A 19144-nucleotide genomic window follows, 5' to 3' on the forward strand; every position below is an offset into this window, starting at 1 on the left:
GTCAAGCCTCTGTGAATGCATTCATCATGTGTTCGATATCGCTCAGGCCATCGTCGGAGAGCGACAGGCCCTGCTCGTCCAGTGCCTGGGCGAACGCGCGTAGTTCGGGGTGGCTGAAGATCAGCCGCAGGGGTATGTCCAGCCCCAGCTCGACGTTGATCCGCGACACTGCCTGGGCCGCCAGCAAGGAGTGGCCGCCCAGCTCGAAGAAGTTGTCGCTCAGGCCGACCCGGGCAACGTTAAGCAACTGCGCCCAGATGTTCGCCAGCTGCTGCTGCCGCTCGGTCTGCGGCGCCTGGTAGTCATGCTGTGGCTGGTTCGGGTCGGGCAGCGGCAGCGCCTTGCGGTCGAGTTTGCCGCTGGGGGTCAGCGGCATGCTCGGCAGGGTCACCAGGTAGGCCGGGATCATGTAGTCCGGCAGGCTGGCCTTGAGGTACTGCTTCAGGGCCTGGCGCAGATCGCCGCGGTAGCCTTCGGCCGGCACCGCATAGGCGCATAGCTGCTTGCCACCGGGCAGGTCGATGGCCAGCACGGTGGCTTCGCGAACGTCCGGGTGCGCCCGCAGGTACTGCTCGATCTCGCCCAGCTCGATACGGAAGCCGCGCACCTTCACCTGGTGGTCGACCCGCCCGCGATAGGCCAGCTGGCCGTTTTCGTCGTAGCAGCCGAGGTCGCCGGTGCGGTACAGGCGGCCACCGCCAACCGGGTCGAACGGGTCGGGGATGAAGCGCTCGGCGGTGAGTGACGGCCGCTGGTGATAACCGCGCGCCAAGCACCCTGCCCCGCCGATGAACAGCTCGCCGGGCACGCCCACCGGTGTCGGCGCCAGTCCATCGTCCAGAGCATGCAGGGTACGCCCCGGCAAGGCACGGCCGATCGGTACGCCGCCCAGGCTGATCTGCTCCACGGTCATCTGCGAACAATCGTAGGTGGTGGCGACCACGGTGGCTTCGGTCGGGCCGTAGGTGTTCAGCAGGCGCACTGCTGGCGGGCCATCGGCCAGCCAGGCGCGCAGGGCATCTTCCGGCACCGCTTCTCCCCCCACGTGAATCTGCTTCAGCCGGCCATAGGCCGCAGGGGCTCGGCGCTCCAGCGCCAGCAGGCGCCAGTAGGCCGCCGGCAGGTCGGCCACGGTCACGCCGTGGCGGTTGATCTCGTCCAGCAGGGTGGCGGTGTCCCACAGCCGCAGGTCGCGCAGCACCACACAGGCGCCCTGGGCCAGCGGTGGGAAGAACTGCTCGATGAAGCCATCGAAGCTGATGGTGGCGAACTGCAGCACGCGATCGCTCGGGGTGAGGCGCGAATAGTCGCCGGCCACCTGGCAGAACAGCGACAGGGCATGGTGGTCGATGGCCACGCCCTTGGGCATGCCGGTGGAGCCGGAGGTGTAGATGACATAGGCGAGGTTGTGCGGTGCCGCCAGGTTGGCCAGCGGTTCGGCGGGCCAGGCTTGCAGCCACTCGGTGCCCGGCTCCAGTACCACGCAGGGCAGTTGCTTGCCCAATTGCAGGCGCTCACGCGAGGGCACGTCGGCCAGCAGCAGGCCGATATTGCTGTCCTCGACCATGTAGACCAGGCGTTCTTGCGGGTAGTCCGGGTCCAGTGGCACATAGGCGCCACCCGCCTTGTGAATGGCGATCAGCGCCAGGGCCATGCCCAGGCCGCGCTCGACAGCCACGCCAACCAGGCAGTCCGGCCCCACGCCCAGCGCCCGAAGGCGGTGAGCCAGCTGGTTGCTGCTGCGGTCCAGTTCGGCGTAGGTCATCTGCTGGTCGTCGAAGATCAGCGCCAGCGCATCCGGCCGCTCGTGGGCCTGTCGCGCCAGCAGCTGGTGCGCACACAAGCCGCTGCCAGCCTGGGGCGCCGGGTTCCAGCCGTGGGTCAGCTGCTGGCGTTCGCTACTGCCAAGGAAATCCAAATCGGCAATGCAGCATTGTGGTTCGGCGCAGATGGCTTCCAGCAGTGCTTGCCAATGCCCGGCCATGCGCTCGATACGTGCGGCATCGAACAGGTCGGTGGAATAGTTGAACGAGGCCGTCACGCCATCGGAGCGCTCCAGGGTGTTGAGCGATATGTCGTACTGCGCGCCCGGCTCCAGCAGGTCCACTTCCTTGACCTGCAGGCCGTGCAGGGCATCGCTGGACACCTGCTCGCCGAGGTCGCGCAGGTGGTTGTACAGCACCTGGAAGATCGGGTTCACACCCTGGTCACGCTCCGGATACAGCGCCTCGGCTACTTCGAGGAACGGCACATCCTTGTTGGCCTGGGCCTGCAGGGTGGTCTCCTTGATCGCCGCCAGCAGCTGCGAGAACGGCTGGCTGCCATCGACACGGATACGAGCCACGACCACGTTGATGAAGAAGCCGATCAGCCCTTCAAGCTCCAGGCGGTTGCGGTTGGTGACCGGCACACCGATGTTGAGCGTGCCCTTGCGGCTGTAGCGCGACAGCACGATGGCATAGGCCGCCAGGAACACATGGAACAATGTGGCGTTGGATGCCACCGCCAGTGCCCGCAGGCGCTCGGTGAGGGCCTGTGGCAGGCGCACGTCGAAGCGGCTGCCCTGGTAGCTTCTTACCTGCGGGCGAATGCGGTCGGCAGGCAGTTCCAGCACTTCGAAGTCGTCTTCCAGGCGGGCCTTCCAGTAGTCGATCTGCGCCTGCATCTGCCCCTCGGCCAGCCACTTGCGCTGCCAGGCGGCGAAGTCGGCGTACTGCACCGGCAGCGGCTCGACGGCTTGCGCCTGGCCCGTGGCGGCGGCGTTGTAGGCGGCGGCGAACTCGCGCACCAGCAGGCTCATCGACCAGCCATCGGAGACGATATGGTGCAAGGTCAATGACAGCAGGTGCTCCTGCGCATGCACCTTGAACAGCCGTGCGCGCAGCAGCGGGCCGTGCTCCAGGTCGAACGGGACGAAGGCTTCGGCTTCCAGCTTGCGCATCTGCGCGGCGTGGTCCTGGCCGCTGAGGTCTTCGAAACCGATCGGTACCGTGGCAGCCGGCAGGATGCGCTGCCAAGGCAGGCCGTCGGCCTCGACGAAAACAGTGCGCAACGATTCGTGGCGGGTTACCAAGGCATCCAGCGCAGCCTGCACGGCGCAGTGGTCGAGGTGGCCCTGCATGCGCACGGCCATCGGCGTGTTGTAGGCCAGGCTTTCGGGGTTGAGCTTCCAGAACAGCCACTGGCGGTTTTGCGAGCGGGACACCGGCAGGGGTTGCTGGCGATCGAGGATCTCGATGTCCAGGCCTGCGCCCTGCTCGCCTTCGGCCACTGCCTGGGCAAAGGCCTGCAGGTCGACGGTGTCGAACAGGCTGCGCAGCGGGATATCCACGCCCAGCTGCTTGCGTATCCGCGATATTGCCTGGGTGGCCAGCAGCGAATGGCCGCCAAGGGCAAAGAAGTTGTCACCCAGGCCTACCTGCGGTACTTGCAGGACTTGCGCCCAGATCTGTGCCAATTGCGTTTGCAGCGGGGTCTGCGGCGCTTGATAGGCCACCTGGGTGGCGGCGGGTTCCGGCAGTGCCTTGACATCGACCTTACCGTTGACCGTGACCGGCAGGTGCTCCAGCACCATCAGGTGGGTCGGCACCATGTGCTCGGGCAGCAGGCTCTTGAGGCTGGCGCGGATCGATTCCTGCCAGGCCAGGCTGTCGGCCGGCATCTGGCTGGGCACCAGCCAGGCAGCCAGTTGCAGTTGCGGCGCCTGGCCATGCACGCGCACCAGGGCATTGGCGACACCGCCCAGGGCACGCAGCTGGTTTTCGATTTCGGCCAGTTCCACGCGATAGCCACGGACCTTGACCTGGCCATCCATGCGCCCGGCGAACTGCAGGTCGCTGCCTTGGCGAACCCAGTCACCGCTGCGGTACAGGCGCTGGCCGTGGCCGTTCGGGTCGGGAACGAAGCGCTCGGCGGTGAGTGCCGGGCGGTTCAGGTAGCCACGGGCCAGGCCGGCGCCACCGATGTACAGCTCGCCCTTGGCTTTGGCCGGCAGGGGTTGCAGGCAGCGGTCGAGCACCGCGACGCGGGTGTTGGCCAGTGGCTGGCCGAGGCTGGCCTGCCCGTTCAGTTCGGCGACCAGCACACCGACGGTGGTCTCGGTCGGGCCGTAGTGGTTGAACACCTTGAGCGCCGGGGCCAGGTTGCGGACCTTGCCCAGCAGGCTCGGGCTGATGGCCTCGCCGCCGAGCACCAGGCACTGGGCCGGCAGCGCCGAGCGGCCAGCCACCAACATGGCCTCCAGGTGCGACGGTACGATCTTCAGCGCGTCTACCTGGTGCTCGGTCAGGTAGGCGGCGAAGCCTTCGGCATCCAGCACCTGCTCGCGTAGCAGCAAATGCAGGGTGTGGCCGCCGCACAAGGCGCCGAACAGCATGGTGTGGCCGAGGTCGGCAGCCGGGGTCGAGACCTGGGCCATGCTGCGGATACGCTTGAGCAGCAGGCGCGCGGCGATGCCTTCGACGTAGTTGGCCAGGGCGCCGTGGCTGATCGCCACGCCCTTGGGCTGGCCGGTGGTGCCGGAGGTGTAGATCACGTAGGCCAGGTTGGCCGGCGCCGGGGCGATGCGGGCGGCGCTGCCGCTGTCGGTTTGCGCCCAGTCCAGGCGCTGCACGCCCTCGGGCAGTTCGGCCTGCCAGTTACCGGGCGCCAGTACAAGGCGCGTACCGCTGTCGGCGAGCATGTAGGCCAAGCGTTCGGCCGGCTGCTCGGGCTCCAGTGGCAGGTAGGCGCCACCGGCCTTGAGCACGCCGAGGATACTGGCGAGCATGCCGACACTGCGGTCGGCCAGCACGCCGACCAGTGTGTCCGGCCCTGCTCCGGCTTCCACCAGCCGGCCTGCAATTGCTTCGGCGCGGGCATCGAGTTCGGCGAAGCTGGCCTGCTCGCCCGCAGCCATCACCGCCGTGCGTTCGGGGTGGCGGCTGGCGGCCGAGGCAAAACGCTGGTGAACCAGCAGCGTTGCGTCAGCCTGCGCAGGCGCGCCAATGGCAGGGGCCAGGCCTGGCAATGGCAGCTCGCCGACTGCGCCACCCGCTTCGTCGGCCAATGCCTGCACCAGGGCCAGCCACTGCTCGCCAAGGGCTTCGACGGTGGCCGTATCGAACACGTCGGTCGCATAGGTGAACGCTGCGTGCAGTTGCCCCGCTCGCTCATGGGTGTCCAGCGCCAGGTCGAAGCGGGCGCTGTGCTTTGCCAGGTTGACCGGCGCCAGGTGCAAACCGGAGCGGGTCTCGATGGCCTGCACATCCGCCACCTGCGCCTGGTGGTTGAACAGCACACGGAACAGCGGGCTCTCGCTGCTGCGCGGCAGGTCCAGGGCTTCTACCAGTTGCTCGAACGGCAGGTCCTGGTGGCTTTGCGCGCCTAGGGCGGTTTCGCGCACGCGCTGGAGCAGGCCGGTGATGTCCAGCAGTGGGTCGATTTCGGTGTGCAATACCTGGGTATTGATGAAGCAGCCGATCAGCCCTTGGCTTTCGGCGCGGTTGCGGTTGGCGATGGGCACGCCGACACGGATCGCCGACTGGCCGCTGTAGCGCTGCAGTAGCAGCTTGAAGGCGGCCAGCAGGACCATGAACAGGGTGACGTTATGCTTGCGTGCCAGGCCGCGCAGCCGTTCGACGACATCCGCGGCGATGGGGAACTCGTGACGCGCGCCACGATAGCTGGGGCGGCCCTCGCGGCTGCGGTCCAGTGGCAGCTCCAGCGGCGAATGGTCATCGCCCAGGCGCGCCTGCCAGTAGGCCAGCTGGCGCTCCTGCTCACCGGCCTGGAGCCAGCTGCGCTGCCACAGGGCGTAGTCGCGGTACTGGATTGGCAGCGGTTCCAGGCGGGCTTCGCTGCCGGCCACGGCGGCGTCGTACAGGTGCAGGAATTCGTCGATCAGCACGTTCATCGACCAGCCGTCGGCGACGATGTGGTGCAGGGTGAGCAGCAGTATGTGCTCCTCTGCCGCCAGTTGCAGCAGGCGCACACGCAGCAGCGGGCCGCTGGCCAGGTCGAAGGGGGCCAGGGCTTCGGCTTCGGCGATGGTTTCGATGGCGGCCTGACGGGCGCCCTCGTCCAGGCCGGCCAGGGCATCCTGGTGCAGCTGCAACGGGGCGGCGCTGGCCTCGACCTGCTGGCGCACGTCATCGCCGTCGGCGACGAAGCGGGTGCGCAGGGTTTCGTGGCGGGCCACCAGGGCATCGAAGGCGTGCTGCAGGGCGGCCAGATCCAGCGAGCCATTCAGGCGCACGGCCATGGGCAGGTTATACGCCGCGCCTTGCGGGTCGAGCTGCCAGAGGAACCACATGCGCCGCTGGGCGTACGACAGCTGGTCACGCTCGGCCACCTCTACCCCGGGCGCAATCGGCAGCACGGAAAAATCCATGCCCTCGCCCTGCAGCGCCTTGAGGAACAGGCGGCGCTTGTCGGGGCTGAGTTCGATGAAGCGGCGGGCGAGCTTGAGCGTTTGGTCGGCATTCATGTCGAGCGGTGTCCTGGCAGTCGAGCGGTAACTGTCAGACGAAGGTGTGGGGGGGTGATTTAGTGTGTATGGCACCGGCTGCGCCGGTGATCGCCGGCAAGCCAGCTCCCACACCGACCGCGCTGGGAGATTGCCCAGATCTTCGGGTTGCACAGTCACATAGGGAACAAGGTTCGAGAGGGTGTCACATTCACTGTGGGAGCGGGCGCGCCCGCGAAGGGCCTAACGCGGTGTATGGCACCGGCTACGCCGGTGTTCGCGGGCGCGCCCGCTCCCACAGAGCCCCGCTAAATCAATGACTTATGTGTTGTTCTATGGAGCGGGCATGCCCGCTAAGAGACCGGCATTGCCATCAATAAAATAACGTAGTCCAAATCTCTATCCCTTGTAGGACTCTTCCTAAACCCCCGCCACCCCGAAAATACCCGCCAACCGCCTGCTAGGTTCCTGGCTTCCACCTGAAAAAGAGGCGAGCCATGAGCATGCGCATGAACATCTTCGGCCGATACCAAGGCCTGGACGGCGACGAAACCACCACAGGCGCCATCTGCATTGCCAGCCAAGCGAGGGGCCGTGTGCATGGCTGCAACTGGCTACTTCAAGGCGACCCGACCACACCCTGCCCGCTATGTGGACAAACGGGCACCATCGTCGAGGGCGAAGTCCGCTGGCGGCAGGATGGTATTCCCACGGCTCTGGACGGAGCACTGGTGCAATGCGGGTGCCCACAGGGCAGCAATCGCCTGGTTGCAAGTGGGTACGCACCTCCGGCTTCGCGCGGGGCACCCGCATCTGAGCCTGTTCGTGAGGCACCAGCACACGCCCAGACGCGTAACACAATAAGAAGTACCTATCAGCCTGAGGCGGTTCAGCCCTCGCCCATTCCTCAAGGCATGGAACCCGGCTTCTACATCGTTCCGCGCTGCATGTCATACCAGGAAGTCCTGGCAGAGCTGGGCGCGCCGCAGGCCAACCTGCCTCGGTCAATTCTGGAGCGGCTGAATCCGACCTATCAGCAGGGGTTCAAGGCGGGCGAGATCTTTGTCATTGGCGATGGTTACAGTCGCCCGGCCTGCACCCGTGAAGAGCAATATGCGATGAGTGCGGCTAAACAGGCGCGAGAGGACTTGGCAGATCTCACGCCGGAAGAAGCTGACTTCATGATGCGTCACTTGCCTGAAATAGCAGGTTTGTTGAGCAGTACCAGCTTGGCAATGGGAGTGAGCGGCGCCATGATGGCTCAGGCGCTAGATGATCTTAGCGCGACGTTGCGCAAGATCGAAGAGCTGCACCAGCATCAGTTTTCCAAGCATGGACATCTACGTAGTCCGGAGTTTTTTGCTGAACGTAGAAAGCTACTCGGACAATTGGATGCGCAACTGAAGATGGGCTTTCTTAACAAGCACATGAACCTCGGAAGCCATGACAGATTACGGGGCGACTTAGGCATTTCCTCAAAAATCCTAGTACATCACTGGAGCAAGGCTGGAGCGCCCGGGGGCATCCCTGGATATTCAACGCATCTGGACAAGTTGACACGTTTATCTAACTACCTAAAAAAAGGTGGATATGTAGGGCTGGCGATCGGTGGTGGATCGTCTTGGCTGAAAACTCAAGAGGTATGTAGGTCAGGCAATTCTCAATCATGCAGAAAAATAAGATTCACTGAGATAGGCAACTTTTCAGGAGGACTAGCAGTAGGTGCCGCTGCGGGAGTAGCTGGAAAAGCGATAGCAGGCTTTGCCTGCGTGAGCCTTGGGCCCATAAGTGGAGCAGCATGTGCCATTGCAGTCGTCGGTGCTAGTTCGTACGCCGGGAGCGTAGCTGGCATGAGCATGGGCGAGTACATAGGGGAAGAGCTCTATGAATTAACCGAACATGAATGAATTTCTGGAGTCTCTCTGGGGTCTGGGATTTCTGGCCATGCCTTTCGCACTCTCTTTAGCAGGACTGTCAATGACAGCGCAACTCGCTTACCTGCCTAACTACCGGAATATCCAGCACGCCTTGAGTAGAAGTGAATGTTTGAAACGAGCTACGCATTGGTGGGGAGAACGTAGTTTTTATTCAAGGGTATCAGTCGTAGCCACACTGAGCGGAATCGCGCTAGACCCCGAATTCTTCTTGAAAAGAGGACTTCTCGATCAAAATGATGCTTCTAGTTTTCCAACCAACTTAAAAACCAAAATGCGTATTGCATTCTGTTTATTGCTAGCAGCATTTGCCTGGGCAGTGTTAGCCGCCGTACTGATCAAACTGAAGCGCATGCAATTCTGGAGTTAACTCGACCGAAGCATAGCCCATGGGAGAGGCCGAGTGCTGCAAGGGAACATACAGCAGCGATAGACAGCTGTATGTTCCCTTGCAGCACCAAGGCTCTGTGTAAAAAGTCTTGAGACGAAGGTAAGGCAAAGCAAGCACAGCCGAGGAACGGACTGGTGCAGTCATAGGGGCATTACCACAACAAAACATGTAGTCCAAATCCCTATTCCTTGTAGGCCCCTTCCTAAATCCCTTCCACCCCGAAAATACCCGCCAACAGCCTGCTAGGTTCCTGGCTTCCACCTTAAAAAGAGGCGAGCCATGAGCATGCGCATGAACATCTTCGGCCGATACCAAGGCCTGGACGGTGACGAAACCACCACAGGCGCCATCTGCATTGCCAGCCAAGCCAGGGGCCGTGTGCATGGCCGCAACTGGCTGCTTCAAGGCGAGCCGACTAGACCCTGCCCGCTATGTGGACAAGCGGGCACCATCGTCGAGGGCATTGCAGGCATGGGCGGCGGCGAAGAATTAGGTGAAGTAATCTTCGAGGTCTTTTAAGATGATTGATCATCTGGACATAAAATTAAGGCTATTTATAGTAGCCTCACCTTTCTGCCTCGGCTTGACCGCACTTGCAATGGACTTTCACATTGCAATTTCTCAGCAATATAAACAAATGGTCACAGCACTTCACCGAAGCCCATGTCTTTCATACGCCATAACCCTTTGGGGAGAGAAAGGCATACGTTCAAGAATGCTGGTGATTTTCATGGTAGCAGGCGCCATCACTTTCCCAATTTCAAGTATTCGCAGAGGCCTACTTGACAAAGAAGATTATGAGCAACTCCCCAAGCCATTGAAAACCAAAATAGTTATCGCATCATGGTTAAGCACAACCGGATTCACTTGGCTAGTCATAAACTACTTCATTATTTAGCCACAACAGAGACAACGCAATGCACCATCTGAGAGTTCGCCAAACAATAGGCAGTCAATGTATGCGAAGGTGATGCGTGCGGGCTGCAAAATTCACAAATAACTTGGGCAAATGTTATGTGGTTAATTGCTTGCTGGATGCCTATGGCCGCGCTCTTTGGATTCTTGTCAGGTTACGCACCATTCACGAAATAACTCGATCAGCCAGACCTTGCTTGCTGGAACCTGCCCCAGATGAACCCATTCCCACAGGAGTTGTGCATACCCTGAGGCATGCACAATCCCTGTAGGAGCGGCTTTAGCCGCGAAAGGGCCAGCCCAGCCAATACAAGGATCAGCGCAGCAAACCCAACTCGGCATCATCCAGCAGCGCCTTGGCCATGGCTGCGAAGTAATGCGAAGCCCAGAGCATCTGCTGATCGCCATCCATCAAGCCGGTCAGTGACAAGTCGCGAGCATAGCCCATCAGTTCCGAGGCTTGCTCCCGGGCGCTGCGGCAGGGGATGCCCTCAGCGATACGGAACAGCGGATGGGTTTGGCCTTCGCCTTGGTAGAAGTAGGTAACGCCGGGGGTGGTTTTGGTTTCGTCTGTCATGGGTTCTCCTGAATGTAACGACAAACCCTGAAATGCTTACTACAGGTTTCCACACCCGATCGCTGAACCGTCAGCGACGGGCACAGCCTAGAGAGCGGGATTTGCAGGAACAATCAGACGCATGTCGACAGAGGTTGTAGGATATTTCGCAGGGGTGGAGTTGCCAGTCCCGAGGCGTAGGAAGAGTCTGGGATTGTTGTAGGTTGCTGGGGGCATGTCTTGAGAATGCATCTGGGCTGACAGGTGTTCGCCATAACCCTTTCAGTGCCTATGAGATCGAGCGCCGCCCGCGCGGCGCTTCGCGGGACAAGCCCGCTCCCACATTTGTTGCAACGTGCCGAACCTGTCAGGCCATGGTTGCCAGCCTTGGTGGGTTGACTGGATTTCTGAGTTGGCATTGCTGCCGCATCACCTGTCTCAAGCCATGCACCCAGGCTGACAACGCCTCTCCCACAGGCATGGCCACGTTGCAACAAATGTGGGAGCGGGCTTGTCCCGCGAAGCGCCGCCCGGGCGGCGCTCGATCTCACAGACACCACACCTCTCAAGGCAGGCACATGGCAGCCCTCACTCCCGAATCAGCCCAACCCCTCGCTATACCCCTGCGCCATCGCCACCACCACCTTGCGCTTGCCGGTAAACGGCGACCGCGCATGCGCCGCAAGCATGTTGTCCAGCATCAGCACATCGTTTGCCTGCCACGGAAAGCTGATGGTGCATTCGTCCAGCACCCCGCGCACTTCATCGAGCAGCGAATCCTCGACGGTAGTACCGTCGCCGTAATACACGTTACGCGGCAGGTCCTCTTCCTCGACGATGTCCATCAACGACTCGCGCACTTCTGGCTGCAGGTTCGACACATGGAACAGGTGCGCCTGGTTGAACCACACATCCTCCCCAGTCACCGGGTGGCGCGCCACCACCTGGCAGCGCTGGCGGGTGCGCAATTCGCCGTCATCCTTCCAGATGCACTCGATGGCATGCGCCCGGCAATAGGCCTCGACCTGGCGCGGGTCTTCAGTGTTGAACACCTGCGACCATTCCACATCAAGGCCGTTGCCGTAGTTGCGCACGTACATCAGCCCCTTCTCCACCAGCCGCTCACGAATGCGCACCGGCATGCGCCGGTACACCTCGCGGCTGTCGGCAATCGGCGTCTCGCCACCGGTCTCGGCGGGGATCACGCTGTAGAACCAGATCTTCATCGGCCATTCCAGGGTATAGGCCTGCTCGTTGTGCAGGGGGATGCTCTGGTGCGCCGGGTACTCGGTGGAGGTGTACACGCCCTTGGTCACGTTGCTGCGCGGGGTGGAGCCAAACTCGTAGTTGAGCAGCGGGTGACCGAAAGAAGCAGCGAACTGGCGGAAAGCTTCGGCACCACCCACCTCGAAGCCGCGAAACAGGATGCCGCCAGCCTGCAGCAGGTGCCGGTCCACCAGCGGCTGCAACTCGGCAAAGGCTTCCAGCAGGTCGATGCCCGGCTCCGGCGCGCGCACCAGCAGTGGCAGGTTGCCGCGTGCAGCGTCCAGGGGTTCGATCGCAAAGCTCAGCAGTTCACTCATGTCCGGTCACCTCAGGCCAGGGCCGCATAGGCGGCGAAATCGGGATGTGCGCCATGTCGGCGCCTGACTGAGTGAACGAGCGGGCGATGGGGAAATTCACCCGGCCCGCACACACAGGTAAAGCCGGCGCGCGCCGGTTCGTCTGAACGATGTGCACCCTTCTATCGCCCAGGAACCGTACATGACTCGCCAGCTTCTGCTCCTCGCCCTGCTCGCCGTGGCCCCTGCCGCGTGGTCGGCAGAGCCATGCGCCGTGGAAATCCATGGCACCGACCAGATGACCTTCGACAAGGCCGCCATCACCGTGCCCAAGGCCTGCGCCGTGTTCACCGTCACGCTCACCCACCCTGGCGACATGCCGAAGAACGTGATGGGCCACAACTGGGTGCTGAGTACCCAGGCCGACATGCAAGGCGTGCTCGACGACGGCCAGAAAGCCGGCGAGGCACTGGACTACGTGAAGCCCGGCGACACCCGGGTGATCGCCCACACCCGCCTGATCGGCGGCGGTGAAACAGACAGCATCAGCCTCGACGTCCGGTCGCTGAAGGCAGGTACCGCGTACAGCTTCTACTGCTCGTTCCCGTTCCACGGCACCTTGATGAAAGGCTCCCTGACCCTCGGCAGCTGACCCGCCCCCACCTCACCAGCGAGATCACGCTTCATGAAAACCTCCTCCCCCGGGGCCATCCGCGAATTGCTGGGCCTGCTGAAACCCTACCGCCCGGCGGTAATCGTCTCGGTGCTGCTGGGCATGCTCGGCGGTCTGGCCGTGACCGCCCTGCTGGCCACCGTCAACCAGGGCCTGCATGCCGCTGGCGGCATGAGCCAGGGCGTGATCCTGGCCTTCGCCGGCCTGTGCGTGCTGGCCTTGGTCAGCAGCGTGGCGGCCGACAGCGGTACCAACTACGTTGGGCAGAAAGTCATCGCCAGGCTGCGCAAGGACCTCGGCGCCAAGGTGCTGTCAGCGCCGATCGAGCAGATCGAGCGCTACCGCACCCATCGCCTGATCCCGGTGCTGACCCGCGACGTCGACACCATCAGCGACTTTGCCTTCGCCTTCGCCCCGCTGGCCATCTCGCTCACCACCGTGACTGGCTGCATGGCCTACCTGGCCTGGCTGTCGTGGCCGATCTTCCTCATCACCCTGGCGGCCATCGGCATTGGCAGTGGCATCCAGTACGTGGCCAGGCAGAAAGGCGTGGCCGGCTTCAACGCCGCCCGCGATGCCGAAGACAACCTGCAGAAGCACTACTCGGCCATCGCCGAGGGCGCCAAGGAGCTGCGCATCGACCGCCGCCGCCGCCACGCCATGCTGACCCGTAACATCCAGGGCACCGCCGACTTCATCGCCAACACCCATATCCGCGCCATCAACATCTTCGTCGCGGCCAAGAGCCTGGGGTCGATGCTGTTCTTCGTGGTCATCGGCCTGACCCTGGCCCTGCAATCGCTATGGCCGAGCAACGACCCGGCGGTGATGAGCGGCTTCGTGCTGGTGCTGCTGTACATGAAAGGCCCGCTGGAAACCTTGATCGGCAACCTGCCGATCCTCGGCCGCGCCCAGGTGGCGTTCCGCCGCATTGCCGACCTGTCCGAGCGCTTCTCCTCGCCCGAGCCGCACCTGCTGCTGGAGCCGCCGGTCAAGCGCACCGCCCCGGCCAGCGCGCACCTGGAACTGCACAACGTCGAGTACGCCTACCCGCCGGTGGACGGCAACGAGCCGTTCCGCGTGGGGCCGGTGAACCTGAGCATCGAACCGGGCGAGATCCTGTTCATCGTCGGCGAGAACGGCTGCGGCAAGACTTCGCTGATCAAGCTGCTGCTCGGCCTATACACCCCGCAACGCGGCGAAGTGCGCCTGAACGGCAAGGCCGTCGGCCCGGAGGGGCTGGATGACTATCGCCAGCTGTTCACCACGGTGTTCGCCGACTACTACCTGTTCGACGACCTGCCCGAGCATGAACACAGCCTGCCCAGTGATGCCACGCGCTACCTCGAGCGGCTGGAGATCGCCCACAAGGTGAGCGTACGCGACGGTGCCTTTACCACCACCGACCTGTCGACCGGCCAGCGCAAGCGCCTGGCACTGGTCAATGCCTGGCTGGACGGGCGACCGGTGCTGGTGTTCGACGAATGGGCGGCGGACCAGGACCCGACCTTCCGCCGGGTGTTCTACACCGAGCTGCTGCCGGACCTGAAGCGTTTGGGCAAGACCATCATCGTGATTTCGCATGATGACCGGTATTTCGATACGGCGGACAAGGTGGTGCACCTTAGCCGGGGGAAAGTGGTGGAGGCGTTGGAGCCGGCTTGAGGCAGCAAAGGGGGGCTGCGCGCCCCTCATCCACCACAATCTATAATCGTTCTATAGTCTGTCTATAATTCCCTATAAACACCGCGCCTCTCAGATCTATAATGCCTCTATAATCCATCTATAATCGACTATAAATTGAAACGGAGGGGCCGAGATGCCTGAAACTGTCTATCACCGCCCGGCGCTTGCGTCCCGCCTGTCGAAATTGATCCTGCAAGTCGCCGTGGGCAGCGCAGCAAGCTCTGGTGTGTTTCTCGCTGCGCCACGACGTACCGGGAAATCCACCTTTGCCCGCGAAGACCTGCGCCCGGCCCTCGAAACAGCCGGGGCCATTGTGCTGTATGCCGATCTGTGGAAAGACCTGACCAAGGATCCCGGGCAAGTCATCGTAGAAGCGGTGCGTGAGGCGGTCGGGCGTAACGAAGGCTTCATCACGCGGCTGGCAAAGTCATCTGGCATGGAGAAGGTCACTGTCGGCGGCCTGAATTTCAGCGTGGACAAGATCGGGCTGGGGCAAGATGTCGACCTGACCACCGCCCTGGCGGCGCTCTCCGATGAGTCCCGCAAGATCATCGTGCTGATCATCGACGAAGCACAGCATGCAATCACGACCGAGCAAGGAATAGCGGCGCTGTTCGCCCTCAAGGCAGCCAGAGACGAACTCAACAGTTCGAAGCACCATGGCTTGCGCATCGTCTGCACCGGTTCAAACCGGGACAAGCTGGCCATGCTGCGCAGCAGCAAGGACCAGGCGTTCTTCGGCGCCTCCATGGTGCAGTTCCCGACCCTGGACCAGGACTTCATCGACTGGCTGTGCGCCAATATCGACCTGCCATGCGCACTCGATTCAACGGAGGTGTTTCAGCTCTTCAAGGAAAGCGGCTATCGCCCAGAGCTATTGGGTGCGGCCGCGGATGAAATCCGCTTCGACTTCGGCATTGAACCCGAGGCCATTCCGGCACGGTTCAGAGAGCTTGTCCAGGCACAAGCCAATGACTTGAACGCAAACCTGAAAAAGGTGATCCACAGCCTCACGCCTATCCAGGCTGCGGTTCTACGTGTCATGTGCGCAAAGGGGAACGACTACGCGCCGTTCGAGGCCCCGACCATGGCACTGTACGCCAAAGCGATGGAACAGGCTGGCGTGGATGCGAGCGAAGTGAAGGCCGAGGTACCGGGGGTGCAGCAAGCGCTTATCGCCTTGCAGGACAAGAATCTGGTGTGGAAAGCATCGCGGGGGGTGTACGCGGTAGATGAACAGGTGATAGTCGATATCGTGCGAGCGGACGGTTTGCTGGAAGGTCTTGCCTGAGTGGTTTTCTGAGAGGACGCCGGGGGCGCTTTGCGCCCCTATCGCGACACAAGGCCGCTCCTACAGGAGTACGCAATCACCTGTAGGAGCGGCCTTGTGTCGCGATGGGCTGCAAGGCAGCCCCAACAGGCAGAAATCAGAACAACCAGTGATACAACAGGTACACCACCACCGCCGCCAGCACCGGCCGCAGCACGCGGTAGGCCTTGGGGTTGGCGCGCTTGAACTGCTTGACCTGGCTACTGATCCGGTTGCTGAAGCGCTTGCTCCAGGCGTAGGCCTGGTTGATCCCGCCCACACGCTCGTCGTCGGTGTTCTGCGGCGCGGTGGCACGGCCGAGGAAGGCGCTGACCTGGCGGTTGATGCGGGTCATCAGTGGGCTGCTCAGCGGGCGTTCGATGTCGCAGAACAGGATCACCCGGGTAACGTCGGTCTCGTTCTTGACCCAGTGCACGTAGGTTTCATCGAACATCACGTCCTCACCGTCACGCCAGGCATATTCCTCGCCATCGACGTAGATGCGGCAAGCATCGGAGTTGGGGGTGGACAGGCCCAGGTGGTAGCGCAGGGAACCGGCGAACGGGTCGCGGTGCGGGTTCAGGTGGCTGCCGCCGGGCAACAGGGCGAACATCGCGCCCTTGACGTTGGGGATGCTGCTGACCAACTCGACAGTGCGCGGGCACAGGGTTTCGGCAGAAGGCAACGGTTTGTCGTACCACTTCAGGTAAAAGCGCTTCCAGCCTTTCTTGAAGAACGAACCGAAGCCTGCGTCGTTATCCTTCTCGGCGGCGCGGATGTAACCTTCGTCGAACAGGCGCATGGCCTCTTCGCGGATTTCCTGCCAGTTGTCCTTCAGCACATCCAGCTCGGGGAAGCGCTGGCGGTCCAGGTAGGGCTTGGACGGTACGCCGGAAAACAGGTACATCAGGCTGTTATAAGGGGCGAACAGCGCCGAATGGTTGACGAACTGGCGCAACACCGGCAAGCGAGCCTTGCCGCGCAGGTGCACGAACAGCACGCTGCCAAAAAACACCAGCAAGACACCCGCCTTGGCTGCAAAGGAAAAGGTCATGCTTTCACTCCTTGAGGAAGAAACAGGGCTGCGCGCCCTGCACTCCGATAAATCATCCTGCCATCATAAACTGATGCCGCCAGGGTAAAAACAGCCCGGGCAGCAACTCAATCATGAAGATTTTGCAATAAACCACGCTGGCGAGCATTGCTGCGGGTCAGCAGCAGGGCATGAAACCTGGGGGCGCCTTGCGCCCCGTTCGCGACACAAGGCCGCTCCTACAACAGGTCGCATTCCCTTGTAGGAGCGGCCTTGTGTCGCGATGGGCTGCAAAGCAGCCCCACACCTTACTGCTGGTTTTCCTGCTCGCTGAACATGTCGCTGAACAGCATGCTCGACAGGTAGCGCTCGCCGGAGTCCGGCAGAATCACGACGATGGTCTTGCCCTGCATTTCCGGCTTTTCGGCCAGGCGCACGGCCGCTGCCATCGCCGCACCACAGGAAATGCCACAGAGGATGCCCTCTTCCTGCATCAGGCGGATGGCCATGGCCTTGGACTCTTCGTCGGTCACCGTTTCCACCTGGTCGACGATCGACAGGTCGAGGTTCTTCGGCACGAAGCCGGCGCCGATGCCCTGGATCTTGTGCGGGCTGGGCTTGAGCTCTTCGCCGGCCAGGGTCTGGCTGATAAGCGGCGAGGCCACTGGTTCCACCGCCACCGACAGGATCGCCTTGCCCTGCGTGTGCTTGATGTAGCGCGAAACACCGGTGATGGTGCCGCCGGTGCCGACCCCAGCCACCAGCACGTCGACCGCGCCGTCGGTGTCGTTCCAGATTTCCGGGCCGGTGGTTTTTTCGTGGATCGCCGGGTTGGCCGGGTTTTCGAACTGGCCCGGCAGGAAGTACTGGGCCGGGCCGGAGGCGACGATTTCGTTGGCCTTCTCGATGGCGCCCTTCATGCCCTTGGCCGGGTCGGTCAGCACCAGCTCGGCCCCCAGCGCCTTCAGCACCTTGCGGCGCTCCAGGCTCATGGACGCGGGCATGGTCAGCATCAGTTTGTAGCCACGGGCTGCGGCGACGAAGGCCAGGCCGATGCCGGTGTTGCCCGAGGTCGGTTCGACGATGGTCATGCCCGGCTTGAGCTTGCCGCTGCTTTCGGCGTCCCAGACCATGTTCGCGCCGATGCGGCATTTGACCGAATAGCCCGGGTTACGCCCTTCGATCTTGGCCAGGATGGTCACGCCGCGCGGGGCAATGCGGTTGATCTGCACCAGCGGCGTGTTACCGATGGAGTGGGCGTTGTCTGCAAAGATACGGCTCATGGCAGGGGTCCTTGGCATGAAAAAAAGCAGGGAAAGACCTCAAGGGTAAGCCCGCACCGGTGGCCCGTAAAGCCTGTTCGAACTCACGCGGACTCGTTGCGGTCAACCGCATATCCTGCGTTGGAGACAATTCGATGAGAGCCCGTTATCGCTGGCCGTTGATCGGCCTGGCCAGCCTGATCGTGCTGTTGCTGGCGCTGCACCTGGCCCTGCCCTATCTGGTGCGCGACTACCTCAATGACAAACTGGCCGACATGGGCGACTACCGTGGCCAGGTGGCCGATGTGGACCTGGCCTGGTGGCGCGGTGCATACCAGATCAACGGGCTGAAGATCGTCAAGACCACCGGCAAGGTGCCGGTACCGTTTCTCGATGCACCGCTGATCGACCTGTCGGTGAGCTGGCACGCCCTTTGGTACGACCGCGCAGTGGTTGCCGAAGTCATATTCGACCGGCCGGAACTCAACTTCGTCGATGGCGGCAACAAACAGAACTCGCAGACCGGTCAGGGCACCGACTGGCGCCAGCAACTGGAAAAACTGCTGCCGATCACCCTGAACGAGGTTCGCATCGACAACGGCGTGCTGACTTTCCGCAACTTCAACTCCAAACCACCAGTCAACCTCAAGGCCACTCAGCTCGATGCCAGTATTCGCAACCTCACCAATATTCGTGACGAAAAGGGCCGACGTGATGCCAGCTTTGATGGCACGGCGCTGATCGTAGGCGACGCCAAGGTGGAAAGTCGCGCTACCTTCGACCCGTTCAGCGATTTCGACGACTTCGAGTTCCGCCTGCGCGCCACGGGTATCGAGCTGCGCAAGCTCAATGACTTCGCCAGCGCCTACGGCAAGTTCGATTTCAATGCCGGGCACGGCGATGTGGTGATAGAGGCCGAGGCGACCAACGGGCGATTGAACGGGTACATCAAGCCACTGTTGCGGGATGTGGATGTGTTCGACTGGCAGCAGGATGTGCAGGAGAAGGACAAAGGCTTCTTCCGCTCGGTCTGGGAAGCGCTGGTAGGTGCAACCGAGACAGTATTGAAGAACCAGCCGAAGAACCAGTTCGCGACCCGGGTAGAGCTCAGCGGCAGCGTGCACAAACAGGATATCAGCGCCTTCGAGGCGTTTCTGCAGATACTGCGCAACGGGTTCATCGAGGCGTTCAATGCGCGGTATGAGCGTGATGCGCCGGATTCCGACTAGGATCGAGTGACGGGGCATTCAGGGACTGAATACCTGGTCTGCGTTTCCAGTCGGCGAACCCCGCGTTATAGTCGGTGACAAATCGAAAATATGTGCTGCCTGTGCTGGCCTCTTCGCGGGTAAACCCGCTCCCACAGGTATTCCACAAA

The 19144-nt window shown here is 62.3% G+C and carries 13 protein-coding genes; 8 read left to right on the plus strand and 5 right to left on the minus strand.

Annotation, left to right across the window (positions count from 1 at the left end; genetic code table 11):
- Position 1: 1 nt before the first annotated feature.
- Complete coding sequence (locus tag WM94_RS27915; RefSeq protein ID WP_061552652.1) at positions 2-6466, minus strand: non-ribosomal peptide synthetase; 6465 nt, start codon at positions 6464-6466, stop codon at positions 2-4.
- A gap of 476 nt (positions 6467-6942) precedes the next feature.
- Here WM94_RS27915 and WM94_RS27920 point away from each other — a divergent pair, with 476 nt between their 5' ends.
- The 4 genes from WM94_RS27920 to WM94_RS29995 all read left to right on the plus strand — a co-directional run bounded on the left by WM94_RS27920 (position 6943) and on the right by WM94_RS29995 (position 9668).
- Positions 6943-8352 (plus strand): PAAR domain-containing protein, encoded by a 1410-nt coding sequence (locus tag WM94_RS27920; RefSeq protein WP_061552653.1) that lies wholly within the window; start codon positions 6943-6945, stop codon positions 8350-8352.
- Complete coding sequence (locus WM94_RS30350) at positions 8345-8749, plus strand: hypothetical protein (RefSeq protein WP_144084442.1); 405 nt, start codon at positions 8345-8347, stop codon at positions 8747-8749. Before WM94_RS27920 ends, WM94_RS30350 begins: the two co-directional genes overlap by 8 nt.
- Positions 8750-9049: 300 nt before the next feature.
- Positions 9050-9289, plus strand: a complete 240-nt coding sequence (locus tag WM94_RS27925) for a hypothetical protein (RefSeq protein WP_061552654.1) — start codon at positions 9050-9052, stop codon at positions 9287-9289.
- A gap of 1 nt (position 9290) precedes the next feature.
- A complete protein-coding gene (locus tag WM94_RS29995; protein ID WP_082810666.1) occupies positions 9291-9668 on the plus strand; it encodes a hypothetical protein in 378 nt (125 codons plus the stop codon).
- Positions 9669-10001: 333 nt separating this feature from the next.
- Here WM94_RS29995 and WM94_RS27930 read toward each other — a convergent pair whose 3' ends face one another.
- A complete protein-coding gene (locus WM94_RS27930) occupies positions 10002-10262 on the minus strand; it encodes a DUF3077 domain-containing protein (protein ID WP_015271332.1) in 261 nt (86 codons plus the stop codon).
- A gap of 578 nt (positions 10263-10840) precedes the next feature.
- Positions 10841-11824 (minus strand): TauD/TfdA family dioxygenase, encoded by a 984-nt coding sequence (locus tag WM94_RS27935; protein ID WP_061552655.1) that lies wholly within the window; start codon positions 11822-11824, stop codon positions 10841-10843.
- A 181-nt stretch (positions 11825-12005) separates the two neighbouring features.
- Here WM94_RS27935 and azu point away from each other — a divergent pair, with 181 nt between their 5' ends.
- The 3 genes from azu (at position 12006) to WM94_RS27950 (ending at position 15453) form a co-directional block, all read left to right on the plus strand.
- The gene (gene azu, locus WM94_RS27940; protein WP_025340201.1) at positions 12006-12455 is read left to right on the plus strand and encodes an azurin; all 450 of its coding nucleotides are present in this window, start codon (positions 12006-12008) and stop codon (positions 12453-12455) included.
- Between the two features lie 33 nt (positions 12456-12488).
- Positions 12489-14141, plus strand: a complete 1653-nt coding sequence (locus WM94_RS27945) for a cyclic peptide export ABC transporter (protein WP_015271335.1) — start codon at positions 12489-12491, stop codon at positions 14139-14141.
- Between the two features lie 154 nt (positions 14142-14295).
- Positions 14296-15453, plus strand: a complete 1158-nt coding sequence (locus WM94_RS27950; protein ID WP_061552656.1) for a hypothetical protein — start codon at positions 14296-14298, stop codon at positions 15451-15453.
- Positions 15454-15589: 136 nt separating this feature from the next.
- On the opposite strand, the gene WM94_RS27955 is transcribed toward WM94_RS27950, so the two are convergent.
- Positions 15590-16525, minus strand: a complete 936-nt coding sequence (locus WM94_RS27955; RefSeq protein ID WP_015271337.1) for an aspartyl/asparaginyl beta-hydroxylase domain-containing protein — start codon at positions 16523-16525, stop codon at positions 15590-15592.
- A 287-nt stretch (positions 16526-16812) separates the two neighbouring features.
- Entirely contained in the window at positions 16813-17787 is a 975-nt protein-coding gene (cysK, locus tag WM94_RS27960; RefSeq protein WP_061552657.1) for a cysteine synthase A, read from the minus strand.
- Between the two features lie 134 nt (positions 17788-17921).
- Between cysK and WM94_RS27965 the strand changes: the two genes are divergently transcribed.
- Positions 17922-18995, plus strand: a complete 1074-nt coding sequence (locus WM94_RS27965) for a DUF748 domain-containing protein (RefSeq protein WP_013973747.1) — start codon at positions 17922-17924, stop codon at positions 18993-18995.
- Positions 18996-19144: the final 149 nt, after the last annotated feature.

It is taken from the genome of Pseudomonas sp. ABFPK (assembly GCF_001586765.1).
Classification (GTDB): Bacteria; Pseudomonadota; Gammaproteobacteria; order Pseudomonadales; family Pseudomonadaceae; genus Aquipseudomonas; species Aquipseudomonas asiatica.

What these genes read in the sequence shown, in the direction of transcription:
- WM94_RS27915 (WP_061552652.1), bottom strand. Translation starts at nt 6,466, where the DNA reads ATGAATGCCGACCAAACGCTCAAGCTCGCCCGCCGCTTCATCGAACTC.
- WM94_RS27920 (WP_061552653.1), top strand. Translation starts at nt 6,943, where the DNA reads ATGAGCATGCGCATGAACATCTTCGGCCGATACCAAGGCCTGGACGGC.
- WM94_RS30350 (WP_144084442.1), top strand. Translation starts at nt 8,345, where the DNA reads ATGAATGAATTTCTGGAGTCTCTCTGGGGTCTGGGATTTCTGGCCATG.
- WM94_RS27925 (WP_061552654.1), top strand. Translation starts at nt 9,050, where the DNA reads ATGAGCATGCGCATGAACATCTTCGGCCGATACCAAGGCCTGGACGGT.
- WM94_RS29995 (WP_082810666.1), top strand. Translation starts at nt 9,291, where the DNA reads ATGATTGATCATCTGGACATAAAATTAAGGCTATTTATAGTAGCCTCA.
- WM94_RS27930 (WP_015271332.1), bottom strand. Translation starts at nt 10,262, where the DNA reads ATGACAGACGAAACCAAAACCACCCCCGGCGTTACCTACTTCTACCAA.
- WM94_RS27935 (WP_061552655.1), bottom strand. Translation starts at nt 11,824, where the DNA reads ATGAGTGAACTGCTGAGCTTTGCGATCGAACCCCTGGACGCTGCACGC.
- azu (WP_025340201.1), top strand. Translation starts at nt 12,006, where the DNA reads ATGACTCGCCAGCTTCTGCTCCTCGCCCTGCTCGCCGTGGCCCCTGCC.
- WM94_RS27945 (WP_015271335.1), top strand. Translation starts at nt 12,489, where the DNA reads ATGAAAACCTCCTCCCCCGGGGCCATCCGCGAATTGCTGGGCCTGCTG.
- WM94_RS27950 (WP_061552656.1), top strand. Translation starts at nt 14,296, where the DNA reads ATGCCTGAAACTGTCTATCACCGCCCGGCGCTTGCGTCCCGCCTGTCG.
- WM94_RS27955 (WP_015271337.1), bottom strand. Translation starts at nt 16,525, where the DNA reads ATGACCTTTTCCTTTGCAGCCAAGGCGGGTGTCTTGCTGGTGTTTTTT.
- cysK (WP_061552657.1), bottom strand. Translation starts at nt 17,787, where the DNA reads ATGAGCCGTATCTTTGCAGACAACGCCCACTCCATCGGTAACACGCCG.
- WM94_RS27965 (WP_013973747.1), top strand. Translation starts at nt 17,922, where the DNA reads ATGAGAGCCCGTTATCGCTGGCCGTTGATCGGCCTGGCCAGCCTGATC.